The sequence below is a fragment of the Martinezella lusitana genome (assembly GCF_900094565.1).
Classification (GTDB): Bacteria; Pseudomonadota; Alphaproteobacteria; order Rhizobiales; family Rhizobiaceae; genus Rhizobium; species Rhizobium lusitanum.
On sequence record NZ_FMAF01000002.1, the window covers coordinates 189,419 to 215,264 of the forward strand.

At 60.7% G+C, this 25,846-nt stretch carries 24 protein-coding genes; 14 read left to right on the forward strand and 10 right to left on the reverse strand.

The genetic code is table 11. The features are described 5' to 3' along the window. Nucleotides 1-9: 9 nt before the first annotated feature. Together GA0061101_RS41295 and GA0061101_RS04180 are read right to left on the reverse strand one after the other, a co-directional pair. Nucleotides 10-738: a hypothetical protein gene (locus GA0061101_RS41295; protein WP_483426002.1), complete on the reverse strand. Its 729-nt coding sequence runs from the start codon at nucleotides 736-738 to the stop codon at nucleotides 10-12. Between the two features lie 383 nt (nucleotides 739-1,121). Next, nucleotides 1,122-2,891, reverse strand: a complete 1,770-nt coding sequence (locus tag GA0061101_RS04180) for a glucan ABC transporter ATP-binding protein/ permease (protein ID WP_037196158.1) — start codon at nucleotides 2,889-2,891, stop codon at nucleotides 1,122-1,124. A gap of 369 nt (nucleotides 2,892-3,260) precedes the next feature. Here GA0061101_RS04180 and GA0061101_RS04185 point away from each other — a divergent pair, with 369 nt between their 5' ends. From GA0061101_RS04185 to aidB, 3 genes are all read left to right on the forward strand, one after another. Continuing rightward, a complete protein-coding gene (locus tag GA0061101_RS04185; protein ID WP_047637921.1) occupies nucleotides 3,261-4,001 on the forward strand; it encodes a helix-turn-helix transcriptional regulator in 741 nt (246 codons plus the stop codon). Nucleotides 4,002-4,081: 80 nt separating this feature from the next. Continuing rightward, nucleotides 4,082-7,543, forward strand: coding sequence for a pyruvate carboxylase (gene pyc / locus GA0061101_RS04190; RefSeq protein ID WP_092573101.1), 3,462 nt, complete (start codon nucleotides 4,082-4,084; stop codon nucleotides 7,541-7,543). Nucleotides 7,544-7,626: 83 nt separating this feature from the next. Next, the gene (aidB, locus tag GA0061101_RS04195; RefSeq protein ID WP_092573102.1) at nucleotides 7,627-8,448 is read left to right on the forward strand and encodes an AidB family quorum-quenching N-acyl homoserine lactonase; all 822 of its coding nucleotides are present in this window, start codon (nucleotides 7,627-7,629) and stop codon (nucleotides 8,446-8,448) included. A gap of 33 nt (nucleotides 8,449-8,481) precedes the next feature. Here aidB and GA0061101_RS04200 read toward each other — a convergent pair whose 3' ends face one another. From GA0061101_RS04200 to GA0061101_RS04215, 4 genes are all read right to left on the reverse strand, one after another. Next, complete coding sequence (locus GA0061101_RS04200) at nucleotides 8,482-8,937, reverse strand: GNAT family N-acetyltransferase (RefSeq protein ID WP_092573103.1); 456 nt, start codon at nucleotides 8,935-8,937, stop codon at nucleotides 8,482-8,484. 30 nt (nucleotides 8,938-8,967) lie between these two features. Continuing rightward, nucleotides 8,968-9,729, reverse strand: a complete 762-nt coding sequence (locus tag GA0061101_RS04205) for an amino acid ABC transporter ATP-binding protein (protein WP_047554296.1) — start codon at nucleotides 9,727-9,729, stop codon at nucleotides 8,968-8,970. Further along, nucleotides 9,726-10,406 carry an amino acid ABC transporter permease gene (locus tag GA0061101_RS04210; protein ID WP_037195818.1) on the reverse strand — a complete coding sequence of 227 codons (681 nt, stop codon included), beginning with the start codon at nucleotides 10,404-10,406 and terminating at the stop codon, nucleotides 9,726-9,728. The genes GA0061101_RS04205 and GA0061101_RS04210 overlap by 4 nt, the downstream gene beginning before the upstream one ends. Before the next feature lie 87 nt (nucleotides 10,407-10,493). Beyond that, nucleotides 10,494-11,267, reverse strand: coding sequence for an amino acid ABC transporter substrate-binding protein (locus tag GA0061101_RS04215; protein WP_047554412.1), 774 nt, complete (start codon nucleotides 11,265-11,267; stop codon nucleotides 10,494-10,496). 477 nt (nucleotides 11,268-11,744) lie between these two features. On the opposite strand from GA0061101_RS04215, the gene GA0061101_RS04220 reads away from it, so the two are divergent. The 4 genes from GA0061101_RS04220 (at nucleotide 11,745) to GA0061101_RS04235 (ending at nucleotide 15,324) form a co-directional block, all read left to right on the forward strand. After that, complete coding sequence (locus GA0061101_RS04220; RefSeq protein ID WP_131511887.1) at nucleotides 11,745-12,761, forward strand: SGNH/GDSL hydrolase family protein; 1,017 nt, start codon at nucleotides 11,745-11,747, stop codon at nucleotides 12,759-12,761. Further along, nucleotides 12,754-13,827 (forward strand): acyltransferase family protein, encoded by a 1,074-nt coding sequence (locus tag GA0061101_RS04225; protein WP_037195825.1) that lies wholly within the window; start codon nucleotides 12,754-12,756, stop codon nucleotides 13,825-13,827. Before GA0061101_RS04220 ends, GA0061101_RS04225 begins: the two co-directional genes overlap by 8 nt. 322 nt (nucleotides 13,828-14,149) lie before the next feature. After that, complete coding sequence (locus GA0061101_RS04230) at nucleotides 14,150-14,641, forward strand: MarR family winged helix-turn-helix transcriptional regulator (protein ID WP_037195828.1); 492 nt, start codon at nucleotides 14,150-14,152, stop codon at nucleotides 14,639-14,641. Further along, nucleotides 14,638-15,324, forward strand: a complete 687-nt coding sequence (locus GA0061101_RS04235) for a GNAT family N-acetyltransferase (RefSeq protein ID WP_092573104.1) — start codon at nucleotides 14,638-14,640, stop codon at nucleotides 15,322-15,324. Before GA0061101_RS04230 ends, GA0061101_RS04235 begins: the two co-directional genes overlap by 4 nt. Before the next feature lie 28 nt (nucleotides 15,325-15,352). On the opposite strand, the gene GA0061101_RS04240 is transcribed toward GA0061101_RS04235, so the two are convergent. Further along, nucleotides 15,353-16,225 (reverse strand): DMT family transporter, encoded by an 873-nt coding sequence (locus tag GA0061101_RS04240; protein ID WP_037195833.1) that lies wholly within the window; start codon nucleotides 16,223-16,225, stop codon nucleotides 15,353-15,355. Nucleotides 16,226-16,492: 267 nt separating this feature from the next. Here GA0061101_RS04240 and GA0061101_RS04245 point away from each other — a divergent pair, with 267 nt between their 5' ends. Together GA0061101_RS04245 and ispG are read left to right on the forward strand one after the other, a co-directional pair. After that, complete coding sequence (locus GA0061101_RS04245) at nucleotides 16,493-17,692, forward strand: MFS transporter (protein WP_037195835.1); 1,200 nt, start codon at nucleotides 16,493-16,495, stop codon at nucleotides 17,690-17,692. Nucleotides 17,693-17,819: 127 nt separating this feature from the next. After that, the gene (ispG, locus tag GA0061101_RS04250) at nucleotides 17,820-19,073 is read left to right on the forward strand and encodes a flavodoxin-dependent (E)-4-hydroxy-3-methylbut-2-enyl-diphosphate synthase (RefSeq protein ID WP_037195836.1); all 1,254 of its coding nucleotides are present in this window, start codon (nucleotides 17,820-17,822) and stop codon (nucleotides 19,071-19,073) included. Nucleotides 19,074-19,088: 15 nt separating this feature from the next. On the opposite strand, the gene GA0061101_RS04255 is transcribed toward ispG, so the two are convergent. Further along, complete coding sequence (locus GA0061101_RS04255) at nucleotides 19,089-19,730, reverse strand: LysE family translocator (RefSeq protein WP_047554292.1); 642 nt, start codon at nucleotides 19,728-19,730, stop codon at nucleotides 19,089-19,091. Between the two features lie 199 nt (nucleotides 19,731-19,929). Further along, nucleotides 19,930-20,844, reverse strand: a complete 915-nt coding sequence (locus GA0061101_RS04260) for a polyprenyl synthetase family protein (RefSeq protein ID WP_047637684.1) — start codon at nucleotides 20,842-20,844, stop codon at nucleotides 19,930-19,932. Between the two features lie 179 nt (nucleotides 20,845-21,023). On the opposite strand from GA0061101_RS04260, the gene mtgA reads away from it, so the two are divergent. The 4 genes from mtgA (at nucleotide 21,024) to rpmF (ending at nucleotide 23,614) form a co-directional block, all read left to right on the forward strand. Continuing rightward, nucleotides 21,024-21,770, forward strand: coding sequence for a monofunctional biosynthetic peptidoglycan transglycosylase (gene mtgA, locus GA0061101_RS04265; RefSeq protein WP_047554408.1), 747 nt, complete (start codon nucleotides 21,024-21,026; stop codon nucleotides 21,768-21,770). A gap of 94 nt (nucleotides 21,771-21,864) precedes the next feature. Next, nucleotides 21,865-22,587 carry a DUF1868 domain-containing protein gene (locus GA0061101_RS04270; RefSeq protein ID WP_092573249.1) on the forward strand — a complete coding sequence of 241 codons (723 nt, stop codon included), beginning with the start codon at nucleotides 21,865-21,867 and terminating at the stop codon, nucleotides 22,585-22,587. 16 nt (nucleotides 22,588-22,603) lie between these two features. After that, nucleotides 22,604-23,251: a glutathione S-transferase family protein gene (locus GA0061101_RS04275; RefSeq protein ID WP_037195842.1), complete on the forward strand. Its 648-nt coding sequence runs from the start codon at nucleotides 22,604-22,606 to the stop codon at nucleotides 23,249-23,251. A 177-nt stretch (nucleotides 23,252-23,428) separates the two neighbouring features. Then, a complete protein-coding gene (gene rpmF / locus GA0061101_RS04280) occupies nucleotides 23,429-23,614 on the forward strand; it encodes a 50S ribosomal protein L32 (protein WP_006724402.1) in 186 nt (61 codons plus the stop codon). A gap of 222 nt (nucleotides 23,615-23,836) precedes the next feature. Here the strand turns inward: rpmF and phaR are convergent, their stop codons facing one another. Then, complete coding sequence (gene phaR, locus GA0061101_RS04285) at nucleotides 23,837-24,409, reverse strand: polyhydroxyalkanoate synthesis repressor PhaR (protein WP_034509395.1); 573 nt, start codon at nucleotides 24,407-24,409, stop codon at nucleotides 23,837-23,839. A gap of 240 nt (nucleotides 24,410-24,649) precedes the next feature. On the opposite strand from phaR, the gene GA0061101_RS04290 reads away from it, so the two are divergent. Continuing rightward, entirely contained in the window at nucleotides 24,650-25,831 is a 1,182-nt protein-coding gene (locus GA0061101_RS04290; protein WP_092573105.1) for an acetyl-CoA C-acetyltransferase, read from the forward strand. Nucleotides 25,832-25,846 lie beyond the last annotated feature (15 nt).

Consider the following 25,846-nt stretch of genomic DNA (forward strand, 5'->3'; position numbering starts at 1 on the left):
GATTTTTCTTCATAACTTTGTTTGTGATACTTTCGCGAAGGAAGTGTGACCGACTCGCAGTACAATTATTACATGGGCTATGCCGGCAACGTCATCAACGACGACGTCATCTATGACGGCCCGAAGGAACTCAACCAGCTCACCTACAAGTATGATGCCGGCAACGGCTTCACGGCCATTATCTCGCTGGAAGATTCCAACTCCTCGGGCGACACCTCGTCCTATGGCGGCGCATGGCAGACCGGCAAGGGCAACCACTATGCTCCGGACGTCGTCCTCGGCGCTGGCTACACAACGGGTGCCTGGTCGCTGAGGGTCATCGGCGGCTATGATTCCGTCGTCGAGGAAGGTGCCGTCAAGGCCCGTATCGACGCCGACTTCGGTGCCTTCAAGGCCTTCCTCATGGGTGGCTGGAATACGGACGGCGACAAGCTGAACAAGTATGCAGGCTCCTACCTCAACAGCAACCGTTCCGCCTGCCCGACCAACGGCGCGGATTGCAGCTGGGCGATTGGGCCTTCTGGACCGGCGCCAGCTATCAGCTGACCCCGAAGCTGCAGGCCAATGCCCAAGGTGGCCTACACCGACTCGAAGATCTTCGCCGCTACCGCAAACGTCGCCTGGCGTCCGGTCAAGGATCTGCTGATCGAGCCGGAAGTCTCCTACACCGATTGGGATGCCGCCGACCGCGACCAGTGGGCCGGCGTATTCCGCTTTGAGCGCGGGTTCTGATCCGATCTCCGTTGGGCGCCGATGTTAACTCCTGGTAGCGCCCAACCGAATTGACCTCCGATCAGAAACGCGGAAAGGCCCGGTTTTCCCGCCGGGCCTTTCTTTGTTTTTGGTTGGCTGTGGCTTCTGGATGTAGGCGTCCCCACAGGCGGGGAGAGGGGATCTGTTCGTGTTTGCGGCACCTGTGGACGGGGGAAAAGGTGCTGACTTTGTTGCGGTAAGCTCCTTCTCCCCGTTTCAACGGGGAGAAGAGGGTTGGGGTGAGGGGCCAGGCGCAGATTGCGGTGGCATCGCGCTTGCCTGACAAACGTCGTCCGGCCGGAAGTTCGGCAGCAAAAAGCCGGGAGAGCAGTGCTCTCCCGGCTTCGATCTTGGGCCCCTTGCGAATATCAGGCGGCTTCGTGTTCCGTCGTGTGCGCCTTGCGGACTTCCTCGTCCGTCAGGATGCCGCTGGCGCGCAGCAGGGCGGCAAAGCGACCGTTACTCTGGCTGAGCTCGCTGAAGCTGCCGTTCTCGATGACGCGGCCGTTGTCGAGGAAGAGGACGATATCGGCCTCGCGTACCGTCGACAGACGGTGGGCGATGATGAAGGTCGTGCGGTTCTGGCGCAGGTTGTCGATCGCCGCCTTGACCCTGTTCTCCGTTTCGACGTCGAGCGCGCTCGTGGCTTCGTCGAGCACGAGGATCGGTGCGTCCTTCAGGATGGCGCGAGCGATCGCGATACGCTGGCGCTCGCCACCGGAAAGCTTGTTGCCACGCTCGCCGACACGGGTTTCGTAGCCGCTTTCGCGGGTTTCGATGAAGTCGTTGGCGGCAGCCGCCTGGGCAGCGCGGATCATCTCTTCCTGGGTCGCGCCTTCACGGCCGAGGCGGATGTTGTCGCTGATCGAGCGGTTCAGCAGCCCGGCATCCTGGAAGACGGTGGCGATGTAGCGGCGCAGCGACCGGCGCGTCACCTTGGTGATGTCCTGGCCATCGACCAGGATCTGGCCGCCCTGCGGGTCGAAGACGCGCTGCAGCAGGTTGACGAGCGTCGTCTTGCCGGCGCCGGTCGGACCGACGATGGCAACGGTCTGGCCGGCCTTCACCTTGAAGGAGATGTCGTGCAGGCCCTGGGAGGTGCTTGCAAAGCCGAAGGAAACGTTGCGGAACTCGACTTCGCCCTTCACGTCCTTGATTTCCGCCAGGCCAGCCGGCTCTTCGCGTTCGCGAACCGAATCTTCCAGCGTATAGAAGTCAATCAGCTTGGCGCGTGCCTCGAAAATCTGGTTGGCGAAGTTGCGCAGCTGTTCCAGACGGCCGATCAGCACGTTGGCGAAGGCGATGAAGGTGATCAGCGCGCCAAGGCTCAGGCTGCCGTCCTGGACGAGCACGGTGCCGATCATCAAGATCGCCATCATGGCAACGGTCGAGGCCGTGCGGTTCAGCGCGCCGGCAAGCGCCCACCAGTCGAGAACCGGATACTGGGCGGCAAGCAGACGTTCGGTGAACGACTTCAGCGCCTTGGTTTCGGCTTCGATGCGGTTGTAGCTATGCAGCACCGAAACGTTGCTGATCGAGTCGCTGACATGCGAGAAGACCGTGTTATAGTGACTTTCGACCGAGGTCTGGCCGTCCTTCGTGCGGTTCATGACCATCTGGCCGATGACCCAGTAGAAGATACCGAGTAGGATGAGCACTGCCGAGAGGCGCAGGTCCATAGCCATGGCAGTCGGGACCATGACGACGAGCGCTACGGCCGTCGTCAGGTGGTTGCGCATGAATTCGAGCCACAGGCCGAACAGCGCTTCGCAGGCGCGCAGCAGCGTGTTCAGCGCACTCGCCGTGCCGCGCTGGCTGTGCCAGGAGAGCGGCATGGAAATGATGCGGCTGAAGGCCTCGGTCAACAAGGACGCGCGGCGTCCATGCGCGAGACGATCCGCCTCGCGGGACACGACGATGAAGGCGACAGCGCTGAAGACGGCAAAGCCGGCCCACAGCATCATGGTCGGCGTCACTGCCTGTTTCTTGGCAATGGCGTCGAAGATGCGGCCGAACAGAACCGGTTCGTAAATGGTCGTCATCGCCAACGCGATGTTTGCGATCACGACCATCCAGACGCGGTAGCGATACGCGCCAAGATACTTCAGGGCTCTTGCATAGACTTTGAACAGCGACACGTTGGGCACCCTCTGTGCATAAGCAGAACTAGGAATGTTGCGATGCTACATATCGCTACCTGAACCGGCGATTAACGGAATCCAACGCTGTTTTTTCACGGGAATTTTCACGTGCCGCGCGCACTCGCGCGAAGGTGACGCTATCGGTCGCCGCAGAAATGTGACAATTTGAGAATGGTTTCGCCACCACGCTGTTGCGTCGTGCAAATACATCCATTCCAGGTTGAAAGATAAAAATTTCGCCAAAGGCGTTCAATTTTGTGCCGAGCTGAGTATGTTGCCGGCGATCGAGCGGGTTGCGGGCTTAAGCGGATATCGACCGCAATGTCCGGCCGCCAACAATTCGGGCTGTAAAGCCAAGGGGTGCATGTGACTATCCATTCGTTATTGCAATTGCTTGTGGTCATTGAAGAATGCAAGCTTACCAAGAATGTCGTGGTCGAACTCGAGCTGGTGCTCCGCTCCTACAAGTTCGACTTCTATGGCCTGTTGAGGCAGCCGCGGCCGAATGTCGATATTGCCAACTTCATACTTGCGGGTCGTTGGCCCGATAATTGGCCGCGGACTTACGCCAGCAAGAGATATCTGCTCGTCGACCCGGTGGCGCGCCATCTCGGCCGGGCGCAGCGGCCCTTCCGTTGGCGCGATGCCATGATTGCGCTGAAGGGAGACCCTCTGCGGCGGCGGATGGAGCAGATGATGGCGGATGCCCGCGCCAACGGGCTCGTCGACGGCTATATCTTCCCTATTCACGGACGCAACGGCCTGCTTGGAAGCATGACGATCGGCGGCGATGCCGTGGACCTGTCGCCGACGGAGCTTTCCCTTTTCGATGCCGTGGCAAGAAAGGCGTTCTGGAGGCTTCTGGAGCTGCGCGACGAGGCCCAATCGCTGGAAGAAGCCGCCAAGGGCGACATCAATCTGACCAAGCGCGAAATGGAAGTTCTGAATCACCTCGCCGAAGGCATGACGTCGATCGAGATCAGCAAGCTTCTGAAAATCTCGAACCATACCGTCGACTGGTACACGAACAGCATCCAGGACAAGCTGAAGGCCCGGAACCGGCAGCATATCGTCGCGATTGCTTTCAGAAACGGACTTATTCCGTAATTGAACTTCTCGTGACAAGAAGTTAAGAATTCTCTTCGCGGGTGCAGCATTGCCCGTTTCGATGCCGTGAGGAGACTGCATTGCCCATTTCCAAAATCCTGGTTGCCAACCGTTCCGAGATCGCCATCCGCGTCTTTCGCGCCGCCAACGAGCTCGGCATAAAAACAGTCGCCATCTGGGCCGAGGAAGACAAGCTGGCATTGCACCGCTTCAAGGCGGACGAGAGCTATCAGGTTGGCCGCGGCCCGCATCTGGCCCGCGACCTCGGTCCGATCGAAAGCTATCTGTCGATCGACGAGATCATCCGCGTTGCCAAGCTTTCCGGCGCCGACGCCATTCACCCCGGCTACGGGCTGCTGTCGGAAAGCCCGGAATTCGTCGACGCCTGCGATGCCGCCGGCATCATCTTCATCGGTCCGAGGGCCGATACGATGCGCCAGCTTGGCAACAAGGTGGCGGCCCGCAACCTCGCGATCTCGGTCGGCGTGCCGGTCGTGCCCGCCACCGAGCCGCTGCCTGATGATATGGCCGAAGTCGCGAAGATGGCCGAGGAGATCGGTTATCCGGTGATGCTCAAGGCCTCCTGGGGCGGCGGCGGTCGCGGCATGCGCGCCATCCGCGATCCCAAGGATCTCGCCAAGGAGGTAACGGAAGCCAAGCGCGAGGCCATGGCCGCTTTCGGCAAGGACGAGGTCTATCTCGAAAAGCTGGTCGAGCGTGCCCGCCACGTCGAAAGCCAGGTGCTTGGCGACACGCACGGCAATGTCGTTCACCTGTTCGAGCGCGACTGTTCGGTCCAGCGTCGCAACCAGAAGGTCGTAGAGCGCGCGCCGGCACCTTACCTCACCGACGCGCAGCGCCAGGAGTTGGCTACCTATTCGCTGAAGATCGCCGGCGCGACCAGCTATGTCGGCGCCGGCACCGTCGAATATCTGATGGATGCCGATACCGGCAAGTTCTACTTCATCGAAGTCAACCCGCGCATCCAGGTCGAGCATACGGTGACCGAAGTCGTTACCGGCATCGACATCGTCAAGGCGCAGATCCATATCCTCGACGGCTTTGCCATCGGCACGCCGGAATCGGGCGTTCCGAAGCAGGCGGATATCCGCCTCAACGGCCATGCCCTGCAGTGCCGCGTGACGACCGAGGATCCCGAGCACAACTTCATTCCGGATTATGGCCGCATAACAGCCTATCGCTCGGCTGCCGGCTTCGGCATCCGTCTCGACGGCGGCACGGCCTATTCCGGCGCCATCATCACCCGTTTCTACGATCCTCTGCTGGTCAAGGTGACGGCCTGGGCGTCTACGCCTGCAGAGACGATCGCCCGCATGGATCGTGCGCTGCGTGAATTCCGCATCCGCGGCGTGGCGACGAACCTGACCTTCCTCGAAGCGATCATCACCCACCCGAAATTCCGCGACAACAGCTATACGACCCGCTTCATCGACACGACGCCGGAACTGTTCCAGCAGGTCAAGCGCCAGGATCGAGCGACCAAGCTGCTTACCTATCTTGCCGACGTCACCGTCAACGGCCATCCCGAAACGCGCGGCCGCCCGACGCCCTCGCCGAAGGCGGCGGAGCCGGTCTTGCCCTATATCGACGGCAAGGTGCCTGACGGCACCAAGCAGCTGCTCGACACGCTCGGCCCGCAGAAGTTCGCCGAATGGATGCGCAATGAAAAGCGCGTGCTGATGACCGACACGACGATGCGCGACGGCCATCAGTCGCTGCTTGCCACCCGCATGCGCACCTATGACATCGCCCATGTCGCCGGCACTTATGCGCGGGCGCTGCCGCAGCTGCTGTCGCTGGAATGCTGGGGCGGCGCCACCTTCGACGTTTCGATGCGCTTCCTCACCGAGGATCCGTGGGAGCGCCTGTCGTTGATCCGCGAGGGTGCGCCGAACCTGCTTCTGCAGATGCTTCTGCGCGGCGCCAACGGCGTCGGCTACACCAACTATCCCGACAATGTCGTCAAATACTTCGTCCGCCAGGCGGCCAAGGGCGGCGTTGATCTCTTCCGTGTGTTCGACTGCCTGAACTGGGTGGAGAACATGCGCGTGTCGATGGATGCCGTTGCCGAGGAGAACAAGCTTTGCGAGGCGGCGATCTGCTACACGGGCGATATCCTCAACTCCGCCCGCCCGAAATATGATCTGAAGTACTATACCGATCTCGCCGTCGAGCTGGAAAAGGCCGGCGCTCATATCATCGCGCTGAAGGACATGGCCGGCCTGTTGAAGCCGGCTGCCGCCAAGGTGCTGTTCAAGGCGCTGCGCGAGGCGACCGGCCTGCCGATCCACTTCCACACGCATGACACCTCAGGCATTGCCGCTGCGACGGTGCTGGCCGCCGTCGACGCCGGCGTCGACGCGGTCGATGCGGCAATGGATGCACTGTCAGGCAATACATCGCAGCCCTGCCTCGGCTCGATCGTCGAGGCGCTGAAGGGCACGGAGCGCGATCCCGGCCTCGATCCCGAATGGATCCGCCGCATCTCCTTTTATTGGGAGGCTGTCCGCAATCAGTATGCTGCCTTCGAAAGCGACCTCAAGGGACCGGCTTCCGAAGTCTACCTGCATGAAATGCCGGGCGGACAATTCACCAACCTCAAGGAACAGGCCCGCTCGCTTGGCCTCGAGACCCGCTGGCACCAGGTGGCGCAGGCCTATGCCGATGCCAACCAGATGTTCGGGGATATCGTCAAGGTGACGCCGTCTTCCAAGGTGGTCGGCGACATGGCGCTGATGATGGTGAGCCAGGATCTGACGGTTGCCGACGTCGTCAGCCCGGATCGGGAAGTCTCCTTCCCTGAATCCGTCGTCTCCATGCTGAAGGGCGATCTCGGCCAGCCGCCGTCCGGATGGCCGCAAGCCCTGCAAAAGAAGGCGCTGAAAGGCGACAAGCCCTATACTGTACGTCCGGGCTCGCTGCTGGCCGAAGCTGATCTCGATGCCGAGCGCAAGGCGATCGAGACCAAGCTGGAGCGCAAGGTCGATGACTTCGAGTTTGCCTCCTATCTGATGTATCCGAAGGTCTTTACCGACTATGCGCTGGCCGCCGACACCTACGGCCCCGTTTCCGTGCTGCCGACACCAGCCTATTTCTATGGGCTGAAAGAAGGCGGAGAGCTGTTCGCCGAGATCGAACGCGGCAAGACGCTCGTCGTCGTCAACCAGGCGATGACGACGACCGACGACAAGGGCATGGTGACGGTGTTCTTCGAGCTCAACGGCCAGCCGCGCCGCATCAAGGTGCCGGATCGCGCCCATGGCGCTTCCGGCAGCGCCATCCGCCGCAAGGCGGAAGCGGGCAACTCAGCCCATGTCGGCGCGCCGATGCCGGGCGTCATCTCCACCGTCTTCGTGGCCCCCGGCCAGGCCATCAAGGCCGGTGATGTGCTCGTTTCCATCGAGGCCATGAAGATGGAAACGGCGCTGCATGCGGAGAAGGACGGCACCATCGCAGAGGTGCTCGTGCGCGCCGGCGATCAGATCGATGCCAAGGACCTGCTGGTCGTCTACGGCACCTGATCGTCGCTGATGAAATAAGGAAGGGGCGGCTCTCGGGCTCCGCCCCTTTTTTTGAGTCTGGATATCGAGGTGGAATCGTATCGATGACGAGCAAATTCCGGCATTTCGGGCAATATGACGTCATCCTCCTGCACGACGGCGTTTTCGAACCGTCGATTGATGTGCTCATCCATGCCGATGGCAGTGTTGCAAGGCAGCGTGTCATCGAGGCTTGGGGCAAGCCGACGCTTCGAGTGGATGTAAACTGTTTCGCCCTGCGGGGTGCCGATGGCATCATTCTCGTGGACGCCGGTACGGGCACTTCGTGGGGACCCAATTACGGTCACGCGCGATCTGCATTGCGTGAGGCGGGAATCGCGCCGGAACAGGTCCAGCACATATTGATCACCCATCTGCATGGCGATCATGCGCTCGGTCTGTTGGATGGAGACACCCCGTATTTCCCCCATGCCGATGTGTTCGTGCCGGACAGGGATCTTGCCTTTTTCACCGATCCGGCCGCTCGGGAGGCAACACCGGAGGCGCGGCGCGGCGGCTTCAAGGTGGCCGAACAGCTCCAGCGAGTCTATGGGTCGCGAGTCCGACGGATCGAGGAAGGCCCTGTATTGGCCGGCATAGAGGCGCGGTCTCTGCCGGGCCATACCCCCGGTCACACCGGTTATCTGGTTCGCGGCGAAGACAAGCATCTTCTGATCTGGGGCGATGCCTTGCATATGGGGAATCTTCAACCCGGTGATCCGAAGATCGGGCTGATCTTCGATCTCGATGCCGAGATGGCGTTGCGAACGCGCCAAGCCGTGCTGGAAGATGCCGCTCGCGAAGGCTGGATCATCGCCGGCGGCCATATCACCGGCTTCGGCCGCGTGCGGCGTGCCTCCGAAGGCTACCAGATCGTGCCGGTGTAAAACACCCGGCTCGTTGCGGCTTGCCGCACGCTATCAGACCGATTTGCGCATATGGACGATGAAGCCGCCCTTGAACGCCTCCTCACGGTCGATCGCATAGCCATTCTTCAGATAGAGCCGCACATTTTCGGCAAAAAGCTTGTTGGTATAGAGCCGGATTTCCCTGTGTCCCAGCGAGGCCGCGACATCCTCGGCGTGCGCCAGCAGCCTGCGGCCGATGCCCTGCCCCTGATGTGCCGGCGATACCGCGACATTCTCGATCAGCAGATGGTCGGCGCCCGGAACCATTTCGATCAGCGCGGCGAGCCTGCCTTCGATCTCCACGAGGTCGATGCGGTGCTTGCGAACGGCCTCCGCATAGTCCGCAACCATCGGCAGCGGCTCGCGACCGATGACGGGCACCCATTTGGCATAGGCTTCCCGCGTCAGCAGGCGAATGGTCTCGGCATCGTCGGCGGTCGCCGCGCGCAGAAAAAAGGGTTGCGTCACTCTCGTTGCCTCCGGCGAGCGGTCCGATCCTCAAATATCGTAGCTGTGACCGGCATTCAGCGTCGAGATGAACTGCTTGGTGCGCTCCTGCGACGGTGAGCCGAAGATGCTGCGGGAGGAACCTGTCTCGACGATGTTGCCCGCCTCGAGGAAAACCACATTGTTGGCGATCTTCGAGGCAAGCCGCAGATCATGTGTCGCCATGACCATGGTTGTGCCTTCGTTGGCGAGCTTGCCGAGGACATCGACCACTTCGGCCGCGAGTTCCGGATCGAGCGCCGAGGTCGGCTCGTCGCAGAGCAGCACGCGCGGCGAGGGCGCAAGCGCCCGGGCGATCGCGACGCGCTGCTGCTGCCCGCCCGACAGAGTCGAGGGCCACGCATCCATCTTGTGCGCCATGCCGACCTTAGTCAGCAGTTCGACGGCGCGGGCGCGGGCCTTGTCCGCCGGCCAGCGCAGCACGGTAGTCAGGCCCTCCATGACGTTCTGGATCGCCGTCTGATGGGGAAAGAGCTGAAAATTCTGGAAGACCATGCCGGTCTGGCGGCGGATTTTCTGGATCTCCTGCCAAGTGGGCCTCTTGCCCGGGAGGAAGGTGGCCGTTTCCTCGCCGATGCGGATGGTGCCGGCAGTCGGAATTTCCAGAAGGTTGATGCAGCGCAGAAGCGTGCTCTTGCCGCCGCCAGAGGGGCCGACCAGAGCCGTCACGGTGCCTTCCGGGATCAGCAGGCTGATATCTTTCAGGATGACATTGTCGCCGAAGCGTTTTTCGATATGCGACAGCTCGATCATGCCTGCGCCTCCAGCGTGCCGCCGGAGCGGGCGAAACGGCGTTCGAGATAGCCCTGCAGCGTCGAGAGGAACGTGCTGAGCACGAGATAGATGATGGCGGCCTCGATATAGAGGATCAACGGCTCATAGGTCGTCGCCACGATGCGCTGCGCGGCCTGGAACAGCTCCGGCACGGTGATCGCGGCGGCAAGCGAGGTATCTTTGACGAGCGAGATGAAGGTGTTCGACAGTGGCGGCACGGCGACGCGGGCGGCCTGCGGCAGGATGGTGCGGCTCATCGCCTGGCGCCAGTTCATGCCGATGGAATAGGCCGCTTCCCACTGGCCCTTGGGCACCGAGGAGATGACGGCGCGGATAATCTCGGACGAATAGGCGCCGACGTTCAGCGTGAAGCCGATGATGGCGGCCGGGAAGGCATCGAGCAGGATGCCGAGGCTTGGCAGGCCGTAGAAGATGACAAAGAGCTGCACCAGAAGCGGCGTGCCGCGGATCACCCAGACGTAGAAGCGCGCGACGGCGACCAACGGCCGCGGGCCGAACAGCCTGACAACGGCGGTGACGAGCCCGAGCAGCAGGCCGAGAACGAAGGTGATGAGGGTGAGCGGGATAGTGAAGACGAGCCCTGCCCAAAGCAGCGAGCCCAAAGAGTCCCACATCAGTTGCAACCAGTGCTCCAAGGAGAAGCGCCTTTCGATAAGAGAATGCGTCCGGAGATGACCCCGGACGCATCTTTTTCACAAATTGGTGTTTCTGCCTATTCCCACTTACTTCGAAACGTCCTGTCCGAAGTACTTCTGCGAGATCTTGGTATAGGTGCCGTCGGCCTTGATATCGGCCAGTGCCTTGTTGATGGCAGCCTGCAGCTCCGGCTCGCCCTTGCGGATGATGGCGGCGGAATAATCGGCATTGGCCTGCTGGGCGACGATCTTCACCGGCGCGTCGGGCTTGTGCTTCTTGAAATCGAGGAAGGAGAGGCTGTCATTGATCGTCGCGTCGGCGCGGCCTGTCAGCACGAGCTGGATCGACTGGTCGAAGCCGTCGGTGCCGACCAGTTCGGCGCCGGACTGCTGGGCGAGCTTGCCGAAATTGCTGGTCAGCGACTGCGCTGATTTCTTGCCCTTGAGGTCGGCGAAATCCTTGATGTCCTTATTGCCTTCCTTGACGATCAGCACGGCTTTCGAGGCAATGTAGGGATCGGAGAAATCATATTTCTGCTTGCGGGCATCGGTGATGCCAACTTCGTTGATGACCGTGTCGTAGCGGTTGGCGTCGAGACCGGCGATCAGGCCGTCCCACTTGCCTTCCAGGAACTGCGCCTTGACGCCGAGCTTGCCGGCGATGGCTTCGGCGATCTCGACATCGAAGCCGGTGAGCTTGCCGCTCTCGTCGTGATAGGTGAAGGGCGCATAGGTGCCTTCCGTGCCGACCTTCAGCACGCCGGCGGTCTGGATCGCCTTGAGGTTGTCGCCGGCATGGGCGGGCAGGAGAAACGCAGCCTGCACGAGGGCGGCGGCAGCAACAGTCTTCAACCAGTTCATAATTTTCTTCCGTTTCTTGAGAGCGGTTTCAATCAATGTCGCATACATCGCAGAAAAATTGCATCACGGAAGCGTAGAAAACTGCGAAACGATTGGGCAATTGCGAATATTTTTCTCAAAGAACAGCCGATCTAGCCGTCAGGAGAGCCGAGGCTTCCGTCTCCGTCGATAATTGCTGACTGATGTGGCAGTGCAGCATGGTGACAATTCTGAATGTTGCCCTACTTCTCCCGGTGTTGCTCCATTTCTCTCAATGTTGCCCGTTGCGTCATGTGATTGTTGTTTGGTGCGGCATCGTTCACGCAGGGCGTGCGCCATGAATGTCTCCTGGCGGCTTGCCGGGAGACGCCGGCGGCAATCGAAATGCGTTTCTACTACGAAGTGAAGTGCAGGAATTGATCTGACACAGCCCGAAGAGGTGACGAATTGCCCATCATTGCGTGCTGGCGGCCTTGGCCGGTTACTAGGCTTGTTGTCGTGGCTGCGTCTTTCCTTCTGGGTTTGTCTACTTTCATGCCGGCCTTTGCGGCGGAAACGACTGAGCGGCCATCGAAATGGATCGGCCGCGTTGCTGCTGATGACGCAGCTTTTGGCTGGCCTGGCAGCGGTTTCGCGCTTCGTTTCGAAGGCAGATCGCTCTCCGTCACGCTCGTTGATACCGGAAAAAACAGTCTGGTGATCGAAGTGGATGGCGTTCCCCAGCGCCTCGATCTGCAGGCGGGGAAGCACCAATACCAGCTTGCCGACGGGTTGCAGCAAGGCGTCCATGATGTTCGCGCGACGCGCCGCACCGAGGGATGGATTGGCGATACCATATTCGTTTCGGCGGAAACGGACGGTTCATTTCTCCCACCGTCAGCCCCGAGGGATGAACTGGTGGCCATAGGGGACTCCATCACCGCCGGCTATGGCGTCGAGGGCGTCGGCCCCGGATGCAAATTCAGCCCCGAGACGGAAAATCAATACCTGACATATACCGCCGTAGCAGCGCGTAGTCTGGGAATGGAACTGACGACGCTCGCGGTTTCGGGAATCGGTCTTTCGCATGCCGGCAAAGGCACGAAAACCATGGCTGACGTGATGGATAACGTGACGCCGTTGAGACATGGCGCACCCAGCGCTCCCAATGAACGCGTTTCCGCGGTGGTTATCAATTTGGGAACGAACGACTTCTCGGGCAACAAGAATCCCAGCGATTTTGTCGATGAATACGTCAAGCTCGTCGCCAGGCTGAGGCATCAATTTCCGAAGGCGTATCTATACGCCGCACTCGGTCCGATGATGTCCCAGAAGGATTTCGACGTGGCGGAGAAAGCAATTGAACTCGCCGTCCAGACGAGCGCCGCGAAAGGCGAAAATCGTCTGCGCTATCTGAACTTGCGGGTCAAACCGACAGATTTCGGATGCGATTGGCATCCAAGCCGCAGCACCAATGCGGCAATGGCAACAGTGTTGGAACAGGCAATCAAAGCGGATCGGGGCCTTCATGATTAACGAACGCGTACTGTCAATTCGGCAATCAAACTCGAAGCATTTTGAATCTCTCCAGGTACTTCGGTTCGCGGCGGCTTTCGCGGTCGTTCTCTTCCATTTCGGAAGCGGTCTCACGATACAATATCATCTCGATCGCAACTATCTTGGCATGGGCGCAGCCGGCGTCGACGTTTTCTTCGTTCTGAGTGGATTTATCATCAGCTACTCCTCCGATCCGGCACGTGGGGTTGCTTATTTCGCACGCAAGCGACTTTCCAGAATCGTTCCGCTCTACTGGCTGCTGACGTTCGCGATTATCTTGATTGCGCTTGTGAAGCCCAACCTGCTCAACTCGACGATCGTGAGCGTGGAGACTGTGGTTAAATCTCTTCTTTTCATCCCTTATGAGAAAAGCGGAGGCGCGATACAGCCGATCCTGTTTCTGGGTTGGACGCTCTGTTACGAGATGTTTTTCTACATGATTTTCGGTGCCTGCCTGCTGTTTGGCGCCAAGGCGACATGGTATGCCTGCGCAATCGTCCTATCCCTGGTGGCACTGGGTGCGATCTGGCCGCACGGGTCTGTCGAATGGCGTTTCTACACAAGTCCGATATTGATCGAGTTCGCTCTCGGCATGATGCTTCACAAAGCATACTCCGCGTCCAGCGCCTTCAGGAGTGGATCGAATACCGTCGCGGTTGCTCTGGTTATTTTAGCGTGCGGAGCCCATTTCCTCATCACGACACTCGCCGGCCCCAATATTTTCGCCTCGAGCCTGTTGGCTGTCCTTCTGGTCTCGGGCTTCCTGCTCATGCGGCTGCCTGCCGGAAAAATATTGGCTACCCTGGTTCTCCTCGGCGACGCTTCCTACTCGCTTTACCTCATACACCCCTACACATTGCAGCTTCCGATCAAATTGCTGGGCGACCACTTTTCCATATCCTTTGTGACGGGAATATTGGTCCTGGTTACGCTTTGCACGATTGGGATCTCTGTGATGCTTCTGAAGTTTTTTGAGCGACCGATGCAGGCTTTTCTGATGAGGCGTTCGAAACCTATCGGGCAGCCTGTCGTTCAGGCGGAATAAAATCCCGGCTATCTGGCGGCGGTTGAAGGGATCTCTTGCGAGGCGCTCCCTGGCTTGCGCCTGGCGGGTGCCGGCAATAGCGGATTTGGCCCGCGGCGGATATTGATCTCGAACCGGCTTCGCAGCTGCGGAGTATCACAGAATTCCTCTGGAGTGAGCTCGTCGTCGCGTTCGTTGAGCCCTGCGGCTGCGACTTCGCCTGGACAAGTCCTTGCCCGGCTTCCCACATGAAACTGCTCGCCATCCCAACCCGAAGAGGCGCTTGATATCAATTCCATAACAGTTTATATAACAAGTTATGTAAATTGTTATGGAGGACACCTTGGCTGAGGATATCGTGAAATCGCTGGGTTTCCTTTGCCTGGGCAGCCGCTTTCGCCGTATCGGCGAACGCCTTCAGGCGGATACGCAGCAGATCATGGTGGAGTTCGGCGTCTCCCTCCAGTCGGCCCAATATCCCTTCCTCGCGGCGATCGACCGCGCCGGCCCGATGACGATAGGCGAACTTGCCCAGGCCGTCGGCATCACCCAGCCGGGTGCCACGCGCACCATCTCGCAGCTTCTGGAGCTGGGTTACGTCGACATGCAGGCCTCGGCCGAGGATCAGCGCCGAAGGCTGGTTTCGCTGACGCCAAAGGGCCGGGAACTCGTCGATTATTCGAAACGATCGGTCTGGCCGCGCATCGAACAGGCGGTGACCGAGCTTTGCGGCGATCTCTCCGGACCGATCCTGCAACAGCTCGCCGCGATCGAGGACGGGCTTGCCGAAGCGCCGCTTGCCCGTCGAGGTGTCGATAAGGAGCAGAAATCATGAGTCATATTCTCGACCGGCCGGCCTGGAATGCGCTGCGAACCGCCCATGCGACATTGGCCGAAGGCAGTGAACGCGCCCGCCGCTATCCGCCCTCGATCGTGCCCTTCGCGGCCGCTGCCGATGATACGGCGGAAAGCCTTGAGGCATTGGAGAACCTGCCTGCCGCCGACGAGGTCATGGCGCTCGTCGAAGCCTGCCCAATCACGATCCCGCAGGGCTTGACGGTCCTCTCCGAAAGCAGGCTCGTGCAGATGATCGCCGAACGGCCCCATGAGCGCATCTCAGACAGCCGGATCGCGCCGCTGACGGAAGGCGATGCAGCGGAGATGCTCGCTTTGGCCACATTGACCAAGCCCGGTCCCTTCACGTTGCGCGCCCAGAGCCTCGGCACCTTTTGGGGTGTCAAGATCGATGGCCGGCTCGTTGCCATGGCCGGTCAGCGCATGCGCCAGCCCGGTTTTGCCGAGCTCAGCGGCCTTTGCACCCATCCCGATTTTCAGGGGCGAGGCCTCGGCACCCTGCTCTTCCGCTTCGTTGCCGGCGAGATCTCGGCGAGGGACGAGACCGTCTACTTGCATGCCTTTGCCGCGAATACTCCGGCCATCTCGCTCTACAAGACGCTTGGTTTCCGCTTGCGCACCGAAATGAATCTCAGCGTGGTTACGCGCCGGCAGGCGGCGTAATCATCCCTTCGGCCAGCCTGAATCCGCCTCAGGCCGCCGCGGCGCGCCGCTTCATCCGTTCGCTGATAATGATGATGAACCCGGCGCTGAGGATCAGGATGGCCCCGATGAAGGTGTTGGCGCCGGGGATGTCTCCCCAGATCAGGTAGCCGAGCAGGAAGGCCCAGACGAGAGACGTATATTCGAAGGGTGCAAGCACGGAGACGGGTGCTTGCCGCATGCCTTCGAAGAGGGCCAGCTGGCCGGCGCCGGCGATGACGCCGGTCAGCGCAAGCAGGACGATCTGGAACGGCGTCGGCGTGTGCCAGTGCGCAATCGCCATGCCGGCGGTGAGGATGATGAACATGATGTTGGAGACGGCCATCTGGATATGGCTCTTCTCATGCAGCGCCGTCTTGCGCAGCAGCACCATGCCGCTTGCCCAGAGGATGGCGGCCTGCAGCGCCAGATAGACCGGCCAGGAGATCGACAGTCCCACGGGATTGGAGGCGATCACCACGCCGCAGAAGCCGACGCCCACCGCCATCCAGCGGGCGAAGGTGACCTTTTCGCGCAGCACGATGGTGGCGAGAATGGTGCCGACGATCGGTGCGGCATAGTAAAGCGTCGTCACCTCCGCGAGCTGCAGGTAGGAGGCCGCCGAATAATAGGAAATCCAGGCAATCAGGATGATGATGCTGCGCACGATCATCGGCTTGATGATCGGCGAGCGCGCCACCTTGCGGACCAGCGACGGGCCTTCGAAGACGAAGCAGCCTGCAAGGATGGTGCAGCTTCGAATGAACAGGACCTGCCAGACCGGAATGGAAGCGACGAGCAGCTTCACAGCCGAATCATGGGCAGTGAACAGCATGTAGGCAAACACCGTAAGCAGGATGCCATAGCTGATGGGGTTTTTCACGGAAGCACCAAAGGGATGGCCGACAAAAAATGGTCGACTCGGGCCGACTGAAGAATCTTTCAGGCCTCAACCGATAGGAGCCTACTTTTTCGCCGTCAATAGGACATTTTGCCAATGCCGTGCACATATGAATGATTTATTCGAGGTTGTGGCGTCTTTGCCTCCGCTTTAACAGAGGGAGACGAAATGTGACCGTGTCGGCCGTTTTCAATCGTTGCGATTTCAATCGATTTAAATAGAGTGCGGCACCGATCCGGAGGATTTTTTATGGACAATATGACGAGATCGGAGGGTCTTGAGGCGCGAAGGAGCGGGTTTTTCACAAAATCGCGCGCGGCCGTCTCCCTGCTGTTCTTGATGAATGGCTTCATGGTCGGCTGTTGGGCACCGAAAATTCCGGAGTTCGCCGAGCGGCTGCAACTGTCTAAATTCGAACTCGGCCTGATGATCCTGGTCTTCGGCGTCGGCTCGCTTGTCATGATGCCGCTGGCCGGCGCGCAGATCGCCGTTCGCGGTTCGAGGGTCGTCGTCAGGGCGTTCGGGGTGCTGCTGGTACCGATGCTCCTGGCTCTGACGTTGGCACCAAATGTTTGGACGGCGGCCGTTGCGCTGTTCTTCTTCGGCGGCTTCATCGGCGCCATGGACGTGGCGATGAACGCCAATGCCGTGTCGGTCGAGCAATCCATGCGCCGGGCGATCATGTCGTCCTGCCATGCCTTCTGGAGCCTGGGCGGCCTGCTGGGCTCGGCGATCGGCGGCTTCCTGATTTCGCACTGGGGCGTTCTCGGCCATGCTGAGGTTTCGACCGTGCTGGCAATCTTCTTCCTGGTCGTCGCCTGGCCAATGGTGCTCGGCGATCAGCCGCATCCGGACGAGGCCAAGCCGAAGGCGCGGCTTCCGATGATCCCGCTGCCGTGGCTGCTCGGCATCGTCGCGCTGTTCTGCATGGTGCCGGAGGGTGCCGTGCTCGATTGGAGCGCGCTCTATCTCGGCCAGGAAAAGGGAGCATCGGTCATCTTGTCGGGCTTCGGCTTCGCCGCTTTTTCCGCCACCATGGCGACGATGCGCTTCGCCGGCGATTTCGTGCGTGATCGGCTCGGTGCGGTAAGGACGCTGCGCGTCTGCACGATCTTTGCCATCGTCGGCATGCTGACGGCGGCGCTGGCGCCGAATGCGGAGATCGCCATTCTCGGCTTCGCGCTTTGCGGCATCGGCATTTCGAACATGGTGCCGATCGCCTTCTCCGCGGCGGGCAATATTCCGGGCCTGCAGCCCGGCATCGCCATCTCCGTCGTTACCACGCTCGGCTATTCCGGCATGCTGGTTGCGCCTTCGGCCATCGGCTTTGCCGCCGAACACATCGGATTCTCGCCGGTGCTGATGGCGCTGCCGGTGCTGCTGCTCGTCGTGCTGGCGCTGTCGTCGCTGGCGCGCTACGCTGACGGTATCGGTGACAGCAAGCATTAATTTTGTCGCTTTTGCTCGCTATCGGCTTGATCCTGTCCGATCAAAAGAGATACCCGGAGCGGTTGACAACGACCGCTCCGTGATCCACCTGAAAGGCACCAGTTTCAAAGGCCTGCGAGAGCTATCCATGTCGTCTGCCAGTGATTTCGACCCGAAACCGCGCCGTTCCTCCGTTGCCGTCGATGTCGGCGGTGTGATCGTCGGTGGCGGTGCGCCCGTGGTCGTGCAATCCATGACCAATACCGATACCGCCGACGTCGATTCGACCGTGGCGCAGGTGGCGGCCCTGTTCAAGGCCGGCTCGGAGCTCGTGCGCATCACCGTCGACCGCGACGAAAGTGCGGCCGCCGTGCCGAAGATCCGCGAGCGGCTGCTGCGGCTCGGCATGGACGTGCCGCTGATCGGCGATTTCCATTATATCGGGCACAAGCTGCTCGCCGATCATCCGGCCTGCGCCGAGGCGCTGGCGAAATATCGCATCAATCCCGGCAATGTCGGCTTCAAGGACAAGAAGGACAAGCAGTTCGCCGAGATCATCGAGATGGCGATCCGCTACGACAAGCCGGTGCGCATCGGCGTCAACTGGGGTTCGCTCGATCAGGATCTTCTGACCGCGCTGATGGACAAGAACGCCGCCGAGGGTTCGCCGTTGTCGGCCCGCCAGGTGACGCGCGAGACGATCGTGCAGTCGGCGCTGATCTCTGCCGATCTCGCCGAGGAAATCGGCCTGCCGCGCAACCGCATCATCCTGTCGGCCAAGGTCAGCCAGGTGCAGGATCTGATCGCCGTCTATTCCATGCTGTCGGAGCGTTCCGACCATGCGCTGCATCTCGGCCTCACCGAGGCCGGCATGGGCAGCAAGGGCATCGTCGCCTCGTCGGCCGCCATGGGCTACGTGCTGCAGCATGGCATCGGCGATACGATCCGCGTGTCGCTGACACCGGAGCCGAATGGCGACCGTACCCGCGAGGTGCAGGTGGCGCAGGAGCTGTTGCAGGTCATGGGTTTCCGCCAGTTCATACCCGTCGTCGCGGCTTGTCCCGGCTGCGGCCGAACGACCTCGACCGTCTTCCAGGAACTGGCGCAGAACATCCAGAACGACATCCGCAAGAACATGCCGGTCTGGCGCGAGAAATATCCGGGCGTCGAGGCGCTGAACGTCGCCGTCATGGGCTGTATCGTCAACGGTCCCGGCGAAAGCAAGCATGCCGACATCGGTATTTCCCTGCCAGGCACCGGCGAAACGCCGGCAGCCCCGGTCTTCATCGATGGCCAGAAAGCGATGACGCTGCGCGGCCCGAACATCGCTTCGGACTTCGAAGCGCTGGTTGCCGACTATATCGAGAAGCGGTTCGGCCAGAAGAGCGTCGCGGCGGAGTGATCCGCCACCCTCACGCTAGATATTGCTCGTCAGCAGCTTGATGCCGGCGAAGCAATAGAAGCCGGCCATGGCGCCTTCGATCCAGCGGCGCGCGTTCCTGTAGATCTTCAGCGCATGCGGCGTCGAGAACAGCATCGCATAGCCCATGAACGCCACGAAACCTGTGACGCCACAGACGATGATGATCAGCACCGCCACGGAGGCGGGCGCGCCCTGCGGCATGCCGAGCGCGATGATGGCGAGCCAGGCGAAGATCGCTTTCGGATTGGTGACGTGGATGCCGTAGCCGCGCAGGACCAGCGACTTGAAGGTCGGTGCCTTTGTTTCCATGGTGGCGGTTGGCACGTCGCCGCTTGCCCGCACGGCGCGAAATGCCTTGTAGGCAAGATAGAGCAGATAGATGCCGCCGAAGATCTTCAGCACCTCCAGCGCCATCGCGTAGGTCTGCAGCAGGGTGGCGAGGCCGGCAGCAGCGGCGATCGCCCAGGTCAGCGAGCCACCGAAGATGCCGAGCGAGAGGGTCATGCCCGCCTTGCGGCCGTGCGTCATCGATGTGCCGATGATAGCCATGATCGCCGGTCCAGGACTGACGACGGCGATGATATAGGCGATATAGGCCGGCAGGATCTGCGGCAGATAGGCAAGCGTCTCGCGCATGGAGAAAATTCCCGGGGGGCCTTGGCTGGCGCGGACAATTCCGCGTCTGCGGGCCAATTCGGTAGGGGAATTTGTCATAAAGCGCAGCGAAAATCACCCTCCGCTGCGGAGATTCTTGTCATGGTGACATTGGGCTGTTTCGAAAGGCCCCTGCAACGGGGTGCTCTGGTGCAAGGCAGGCCGCTGCGTCCGAGAGAGTTCAGTTCCTGCGGTTCGCCACGAACCGCGCCGTTTCGACAAGCACATGCGCCTTGTCGCCGTAACCGGACAGCAGATCGGCCGCTTCGGTGACCAGCCTTGCGAGCGTCGTCTCGGCCCATTCCTGGCCGTGCAGGCCCACCAGCGTGCCCTTGCCGCGGGCGGCATCCTTGCCCGTTGCCTTGCCCATGGTGGCGGCATCGGCTGTCAGGTCGAGCAGGTCGTCGGCAAGTTGGAAGGCGAGGCCGATCTTTTCGCCGAAGGTCCGCAGTCGCCTTCGGTCTTCCACGCCGGCGCCGGCGATGATCGCGCCTGCCTCGCAGGCGCAGCGGATCAGCGCACCTGTCTTCATCGCCTGCAGCGTCGTGATGCCGTTTTCGTCCGGCGTCTCTTTTTCCGCCGCGAGGTCGAGTGCCTGGCCGCCGGCCATGCCGCCGATGCCGGATGCTCGCGCGAGCGCAAGCACGAGCGCCATTTTCCGATCGGCCGGCAACTCCGTTTCGGGTGCGGCTATGATATCGAAGGCGTAGGTCAGCAGGCTGTCGCCCGCCAGGATCGCTGTCGCGTAGTCGAAGGCGATATGCACGGTCGGCTGGCCGCGACGCAGGTCGTCGTCGTCCATGGCAGGCAGGTCGTCGTGGACAAGCGAATAGCAATGCACGCATTCGAGGGCTGCGCCGACCCTCAGGGCGGCACCCGCATTGCCGCCGAGAAGCGCTGATGACTCCATGACGAGAAAGGGTCTCAGCCGCTTGCCGCCATTCAGCACGCCATGGCGCATCGCGCTCAGAAGCCGGGCGGGACGAACGATCTCGTCGCCGAGGCTGGCATCGCCGAGAAGCCGGCTCAACGTCGCCTCGATCTTGCCGGCATTGTCCCTGAGGCGCTGTTCGAATGAGGAATGGGTGCTGTCCATGGCCGCTGTTTGGCATGAGAGGCGATGGCTGGCAACGAGAATTGTCAACAGCCGGTTGGGGAATTGCGTCGCACTCTGGTCATCGCTTTGTGTAGACGGTATGACGATTGCAGCATTCTGAGCGTTTCCCGGATGCGTGAAGAGTGTTCCGGGATGGAGCGATCGTGGACGTCAGGCAATTGGACATATCGACGGACAATGAGGAGGAAGCCGATATGCCGCAACGGTCCTCGTTGTTTGCGCGCTTCAAGGACCGTCCGCTTTGGCAACGCATCGTCCTCATCCTGATCGGCTTGTTGCTGCTGCCCTATCTCTTCATCCTCCTCTACGTATTGCCGTTCGTACACCCGGTCTCGACCCTGATGCTGCGCGATGTGGTCACGTTTCAGGGATATGATCGCCGCTGGGTTCCGCTCGACCAGATAGCGCCGGTGCTGGTGAAATCGGTCCTGGTTTCCGAGGACGGGCAGTTCTGCTTCCATGGCGGGGTCGATTGGGGCGAGATGCGGATGCTGGTCCAGGAGACGCTCCAGGGCAAATCCACGCGCGGCGGCAGCACCATCCCGATGCAGACGGTGAAGAACCTGTTTCTCTGGAACAGCCGTTCCTTCGTGCGCAAGACGCTGGAGCTGCCGCTTGCGGTTTCGGCCTCCTTCGTCTGGCCGAAGCGCCGGATGATGGAAATCTATCTGAATGTCGCCGAATGGGGGCCGGGCATATACGGCATCGAGGCGGCGGCGCGATATCATTTCAAGGTGCCCGCTTCCAAGCTTACTGCGCGCCAGGCCGCTCTTCTTGCGGTCTCGCTCCCCAATCCGATCGATCGGGTGGCGAGCAAGCCGGGGCGCGGCCTCAGCCAGCTCGCCTCGTTGATCCAGCGGCGTGCGAGGAATGCCGACGAATACATCAAATGCCTTTATGATTGAGATCAGAACTTGTCGTTCGATCGGCTTGTTGTCATCTGCCATTCTTGGCTATGACCTAAGGGCGGATGATCTGCCAACGACGATCGGACATGCCATGGACTTCTCCGCCTTTTCCCCCGAGCTGCTGCAATATGCCAAGAGCCTGCATCCTGAGCCGCCGCGCCATCTCGGTACGCGCTACGATCTTTCCGGGGTCTTCCAGTACGAGCCTGGCAATACGATCGTCTGCCATGTGCCTGAGGGCTCGCAAACACAGCGTGCCATGGTAGTGGCAAGGCAGAAGTACCTGGAGATGCCGGAAGCCCGGCAATTTACCTTCACGCCGGTTTCCAGCCTTCATATGACGCTGTTCCAGGGCGTCATCGAATATCGACGCACGCAGCCTCATTGGCCTGCAGATCTTGCGCTCGATACGCCGATCGACGAGATGACCGAGATCATGCGTGAGCGGCTAAAGGCCTTCTCCATGCGCGATCCGTTCAAGGTGGCGGTGATAAAGGCGCGACCGAGCGGCCTCTTGGTCGATGGCGCAACGGAAGCGGACCGCAAGACGATGCGGGAATGGCGCAATGTGCTGGCCGATCTCCTCGGTTATCGCCATCCCGATCACGACACCTATGCCTTTCACATCACCTTCACCTATGTCATCGAGCGGCTGGCCGACGAGGCGCTGCCGCGCTGGCAGGCGATGCTGGACGAGGTAGCGGCCGAGCTTCGTGCCGAGGTGCCCGTTCTTGAGCTGCGGCCACCGGCCTTCTGCTCGTTCGATGATATGAACCATTTCGAGGAACTTCCCGTCCTGGAATTCCGGAACTAACAAGGGAGCAGGGATCATGGACAAGCTGATCCTTTATATCGGCAACAAGAACTATTCCTCCTGGTCGTTCCGGCCATGGATCGCGCTGGAGGGTTGCGGCATCGCCTTCGAAGAGGTTCTGATCCCCTTCGATTTTCCGGCCGGCAATCCCGACATTCGCGAGGTTTCGCCGACGGGCAAAGTACCGATGCTGGTGCATGGCGGCTTCAAGGTCTGGGAATCGCTTGCCATCATCGAATATGTGGCCGAGCTTTTCCCCGATGCCGGCCTGCTGCCCAGGGATCGGCAGGCGCGAGCGCTGGCACGGTCCTACAGCATGGAGATGCTGTCGGGTTTCAGTGCCCTGCGCAATGCATGCCCGATGAACATGCGCCGTCCGGTGAGCCGCCCCGACCGGCTGGAAGGGGTCATGGAGGATGTGGCACGCATCGAGACAATCTGGCGCGAGGCGCGGTCCCGCTCCGGCGGTCCTTTCCTGTTCGGAACGTTTTCTGGGGCAGACGCGATGTTTGCGCCCGTCGTCAGCCGCCTCGAGCGATACGATATCGCTACCAATGCCGACACAAAGGACTATATGGCTTTCATGAAAGGCTTACCTGCCTGGAAGAAGTGGGAAGAGGCGGCGCTGCAGGAAACATGGATCGTGCCGGAAGACGAGGATTGAACCTCGATCGGTTCCGATATGCCGAATCAGCTGCTGCGGGCAAAAAATGCTGGAAGGGACTGGTCAAAGCCCGATAAGTCATGTACAAGCCCGGCCAAATTCCGAAATTGATGCATGTCTATTTCGGCCGCCTGGCTGGCCGTAGATATGTTTCGTCCGCAAATTGGAGTACCGAAAATGGCTGTACCGAAGAGAAAAACAAGCCCGTCCAAGCGCGGTATGCGCCGTTCGGCTGACGCACTGAAGGCTTCGACCTATGTTGAAGACAAGAACTCCGGCGAACTGCGCCGTCCGCACCATATCGATCTGAAGACCGGTATGTATCGCGGTCGCCAGGTCCTGACGCCGAAGGAAAGCGCATAATTTCAGCGCTGCCTTGATGGCATGAATTAAAAAGGCTGGCGGTTCGCCGGCCTTTTTCCGTTTTGATCTGGTTGTATGGGTGGAAGAAAAGCGGCCTGTTAGGGGGCCGCGCCGCTGGGTATGCACTCTCCGTAAATTCAAGGCCGGCGCTCATCCCGCATCCGCCCTCTGGAGCGTTGAAGGATGGCGGGCACCTTCTCCCCGAGGGGAGAAGGGTAGATTTCACAAGCTATCCAGCTTGCTCTGCATGGCGCGGAGCTGTTCCTTCAGCTCGTCGATATCCTTGGCCTCGGCCTTGCGGCTTTCCTTCGCCGGGGGCTTCATGAAGGGCGAGAACATCTGCATGGCCTGCTGGAACATCTCGGTGTTGCGGCGAACCTGTTCCTCCACCATCTGGATCGGTAGTTGCAGGTTCTTGCCGAGAGGCGTTTCGCCGAAGGCCCGGTTGATCTGCTCGCGCATCTGCACCTGTTGCTCTGTGAACGAACGCATGGAATGCTCGAGAAAACTCGGTACGACCATTTGCATCTGATCGCCGTAAAAACCGATCAACTGGCGAAGGAAAGAAATCGGCAGCAGCGTGTTGCCGGTCTTCGATTCCTGTTCGAAAATGATCTGCGTCAGGACCGAATGCGTAATATCCTCACCGCTTTTTGCATCCTGGACGGTAAACTCCTCGCCCTTTTTTACCATCTCCGCAAGGTCGTCCAGCGTCACGTAAGTGCTGGTTCCGGTGTTGTATAGGCGGCGATTGGCATATTTCTTGATTACGATCTGGCCCTCATTTTTTGCCATTATCAGTCTCCTGGCCCCGTCTGATTGTATGGAATACTCCTCCACCCCTAAGTGTAGACGCAAAAGAAGCTTGGTGACAATCGCTTTGTGCGATGCGGCAAGACCTTTCCTTTGATTGCATTTTTTGAAGGCAGTGACAGCTTCGCGAAATGTGCGCGATGAAAATTCTTGCTGTTTGACTCAGGCGCAAAGCTTTGACAGTTTCGCCTCATATACTGTCCATTCTGTGAGGAGGCATCCATGAGCAGTTCATCCATCGTCGTCGCCAGCGCGGCGCGTACCGCCGTCGGCTCTTTCAACGGCGCTTTTGCGGCCGTTCCCGCGCACGAGCTTGGCGCCACCGCCATCAAGGGCGCACTGGAACGCGCCGGCGTCGACGCCAAGGAAGTCGACGAAGTGATCCTTGGCCAGGTGCTGCAGGCCGGCGAAGGACAGAACCCCGCCCGCCAGGCTGCGATGAAGGCGGGCATCCCGCAGGAAGCGACCGCCTGGAGCGTCAATCAGCTTTGCGGTTCCGGCCTGCGTGCAGTCGCGCTCGGCCTCCAGCAGATCGCGACCGGCGACGCGAAGATCATCGTTGCCGGCGGGCAGGAATCCATGTCGATGGCCCCGCATGCCGCGCATCTTCGCGCCGGCACCAAGATGGGCGACATGAAAATGGTCGACACGATGATCAAGGATGGCCTGATGGACGCCTTCCACGGCTATCACATGGGTATCACGGCGGAGAATATCGCGCGCCAATGGCAGCTTTCGCGCGAGGATCAGGATCAGTTTGCCGTGTCTTCGCAGAACAAGGCAGAGGCAGCGCAGAAGGCCGGGCGGTTCAAGGACGAGATCGTTCCCTTCACGATCCAGTCGCGCAAGGGCGACGTCACTGTCGATACCGACGAATATATCCGCCATGGCGCGACACTGGATGGCATGGTCAAGCTCAGGCCCGCCTTCGACAAGGAGGGCACGGTGACGGCCGGCAACGCTTCCGGCCTCAATGACGGTGCGGCCGCAGCCGTGCTGATGACCGAGGCCGAAGCCTCGCGCCGCGGCATCCAGCCGCTCGCGCGCATCGTTTCCTGGGCAACGGCCGGCGTCGATCCGCAGATCATGGGCACGGGACCTATCCCGGCGTCCCGCAAAGCGTTGGAAAAAGCGGGCTGGTCGGTCAACGACCTCGACCTTGTCGAGGCCAACGAGGCTTTCGCCGCTCAGGCATGCGCCGTCAACAAGGACCTCGGCTGGGATACGTCGATCGTCAACGTCAATGGCGGCGCCATCGCCATCGGCCATCCGATCGGCGCTTCCGGCGCGCGCATCCTCAACACGCTGCTGTTCGAAATGAAGCGCCGCGGCGCCCGCAAGGGTCTCGCCACGCTGTGCATCGGCGGCGGCATGGGTGTTGCCATGTGCTTCGAGGCATTTTGAAGCATCTCGAGCGCG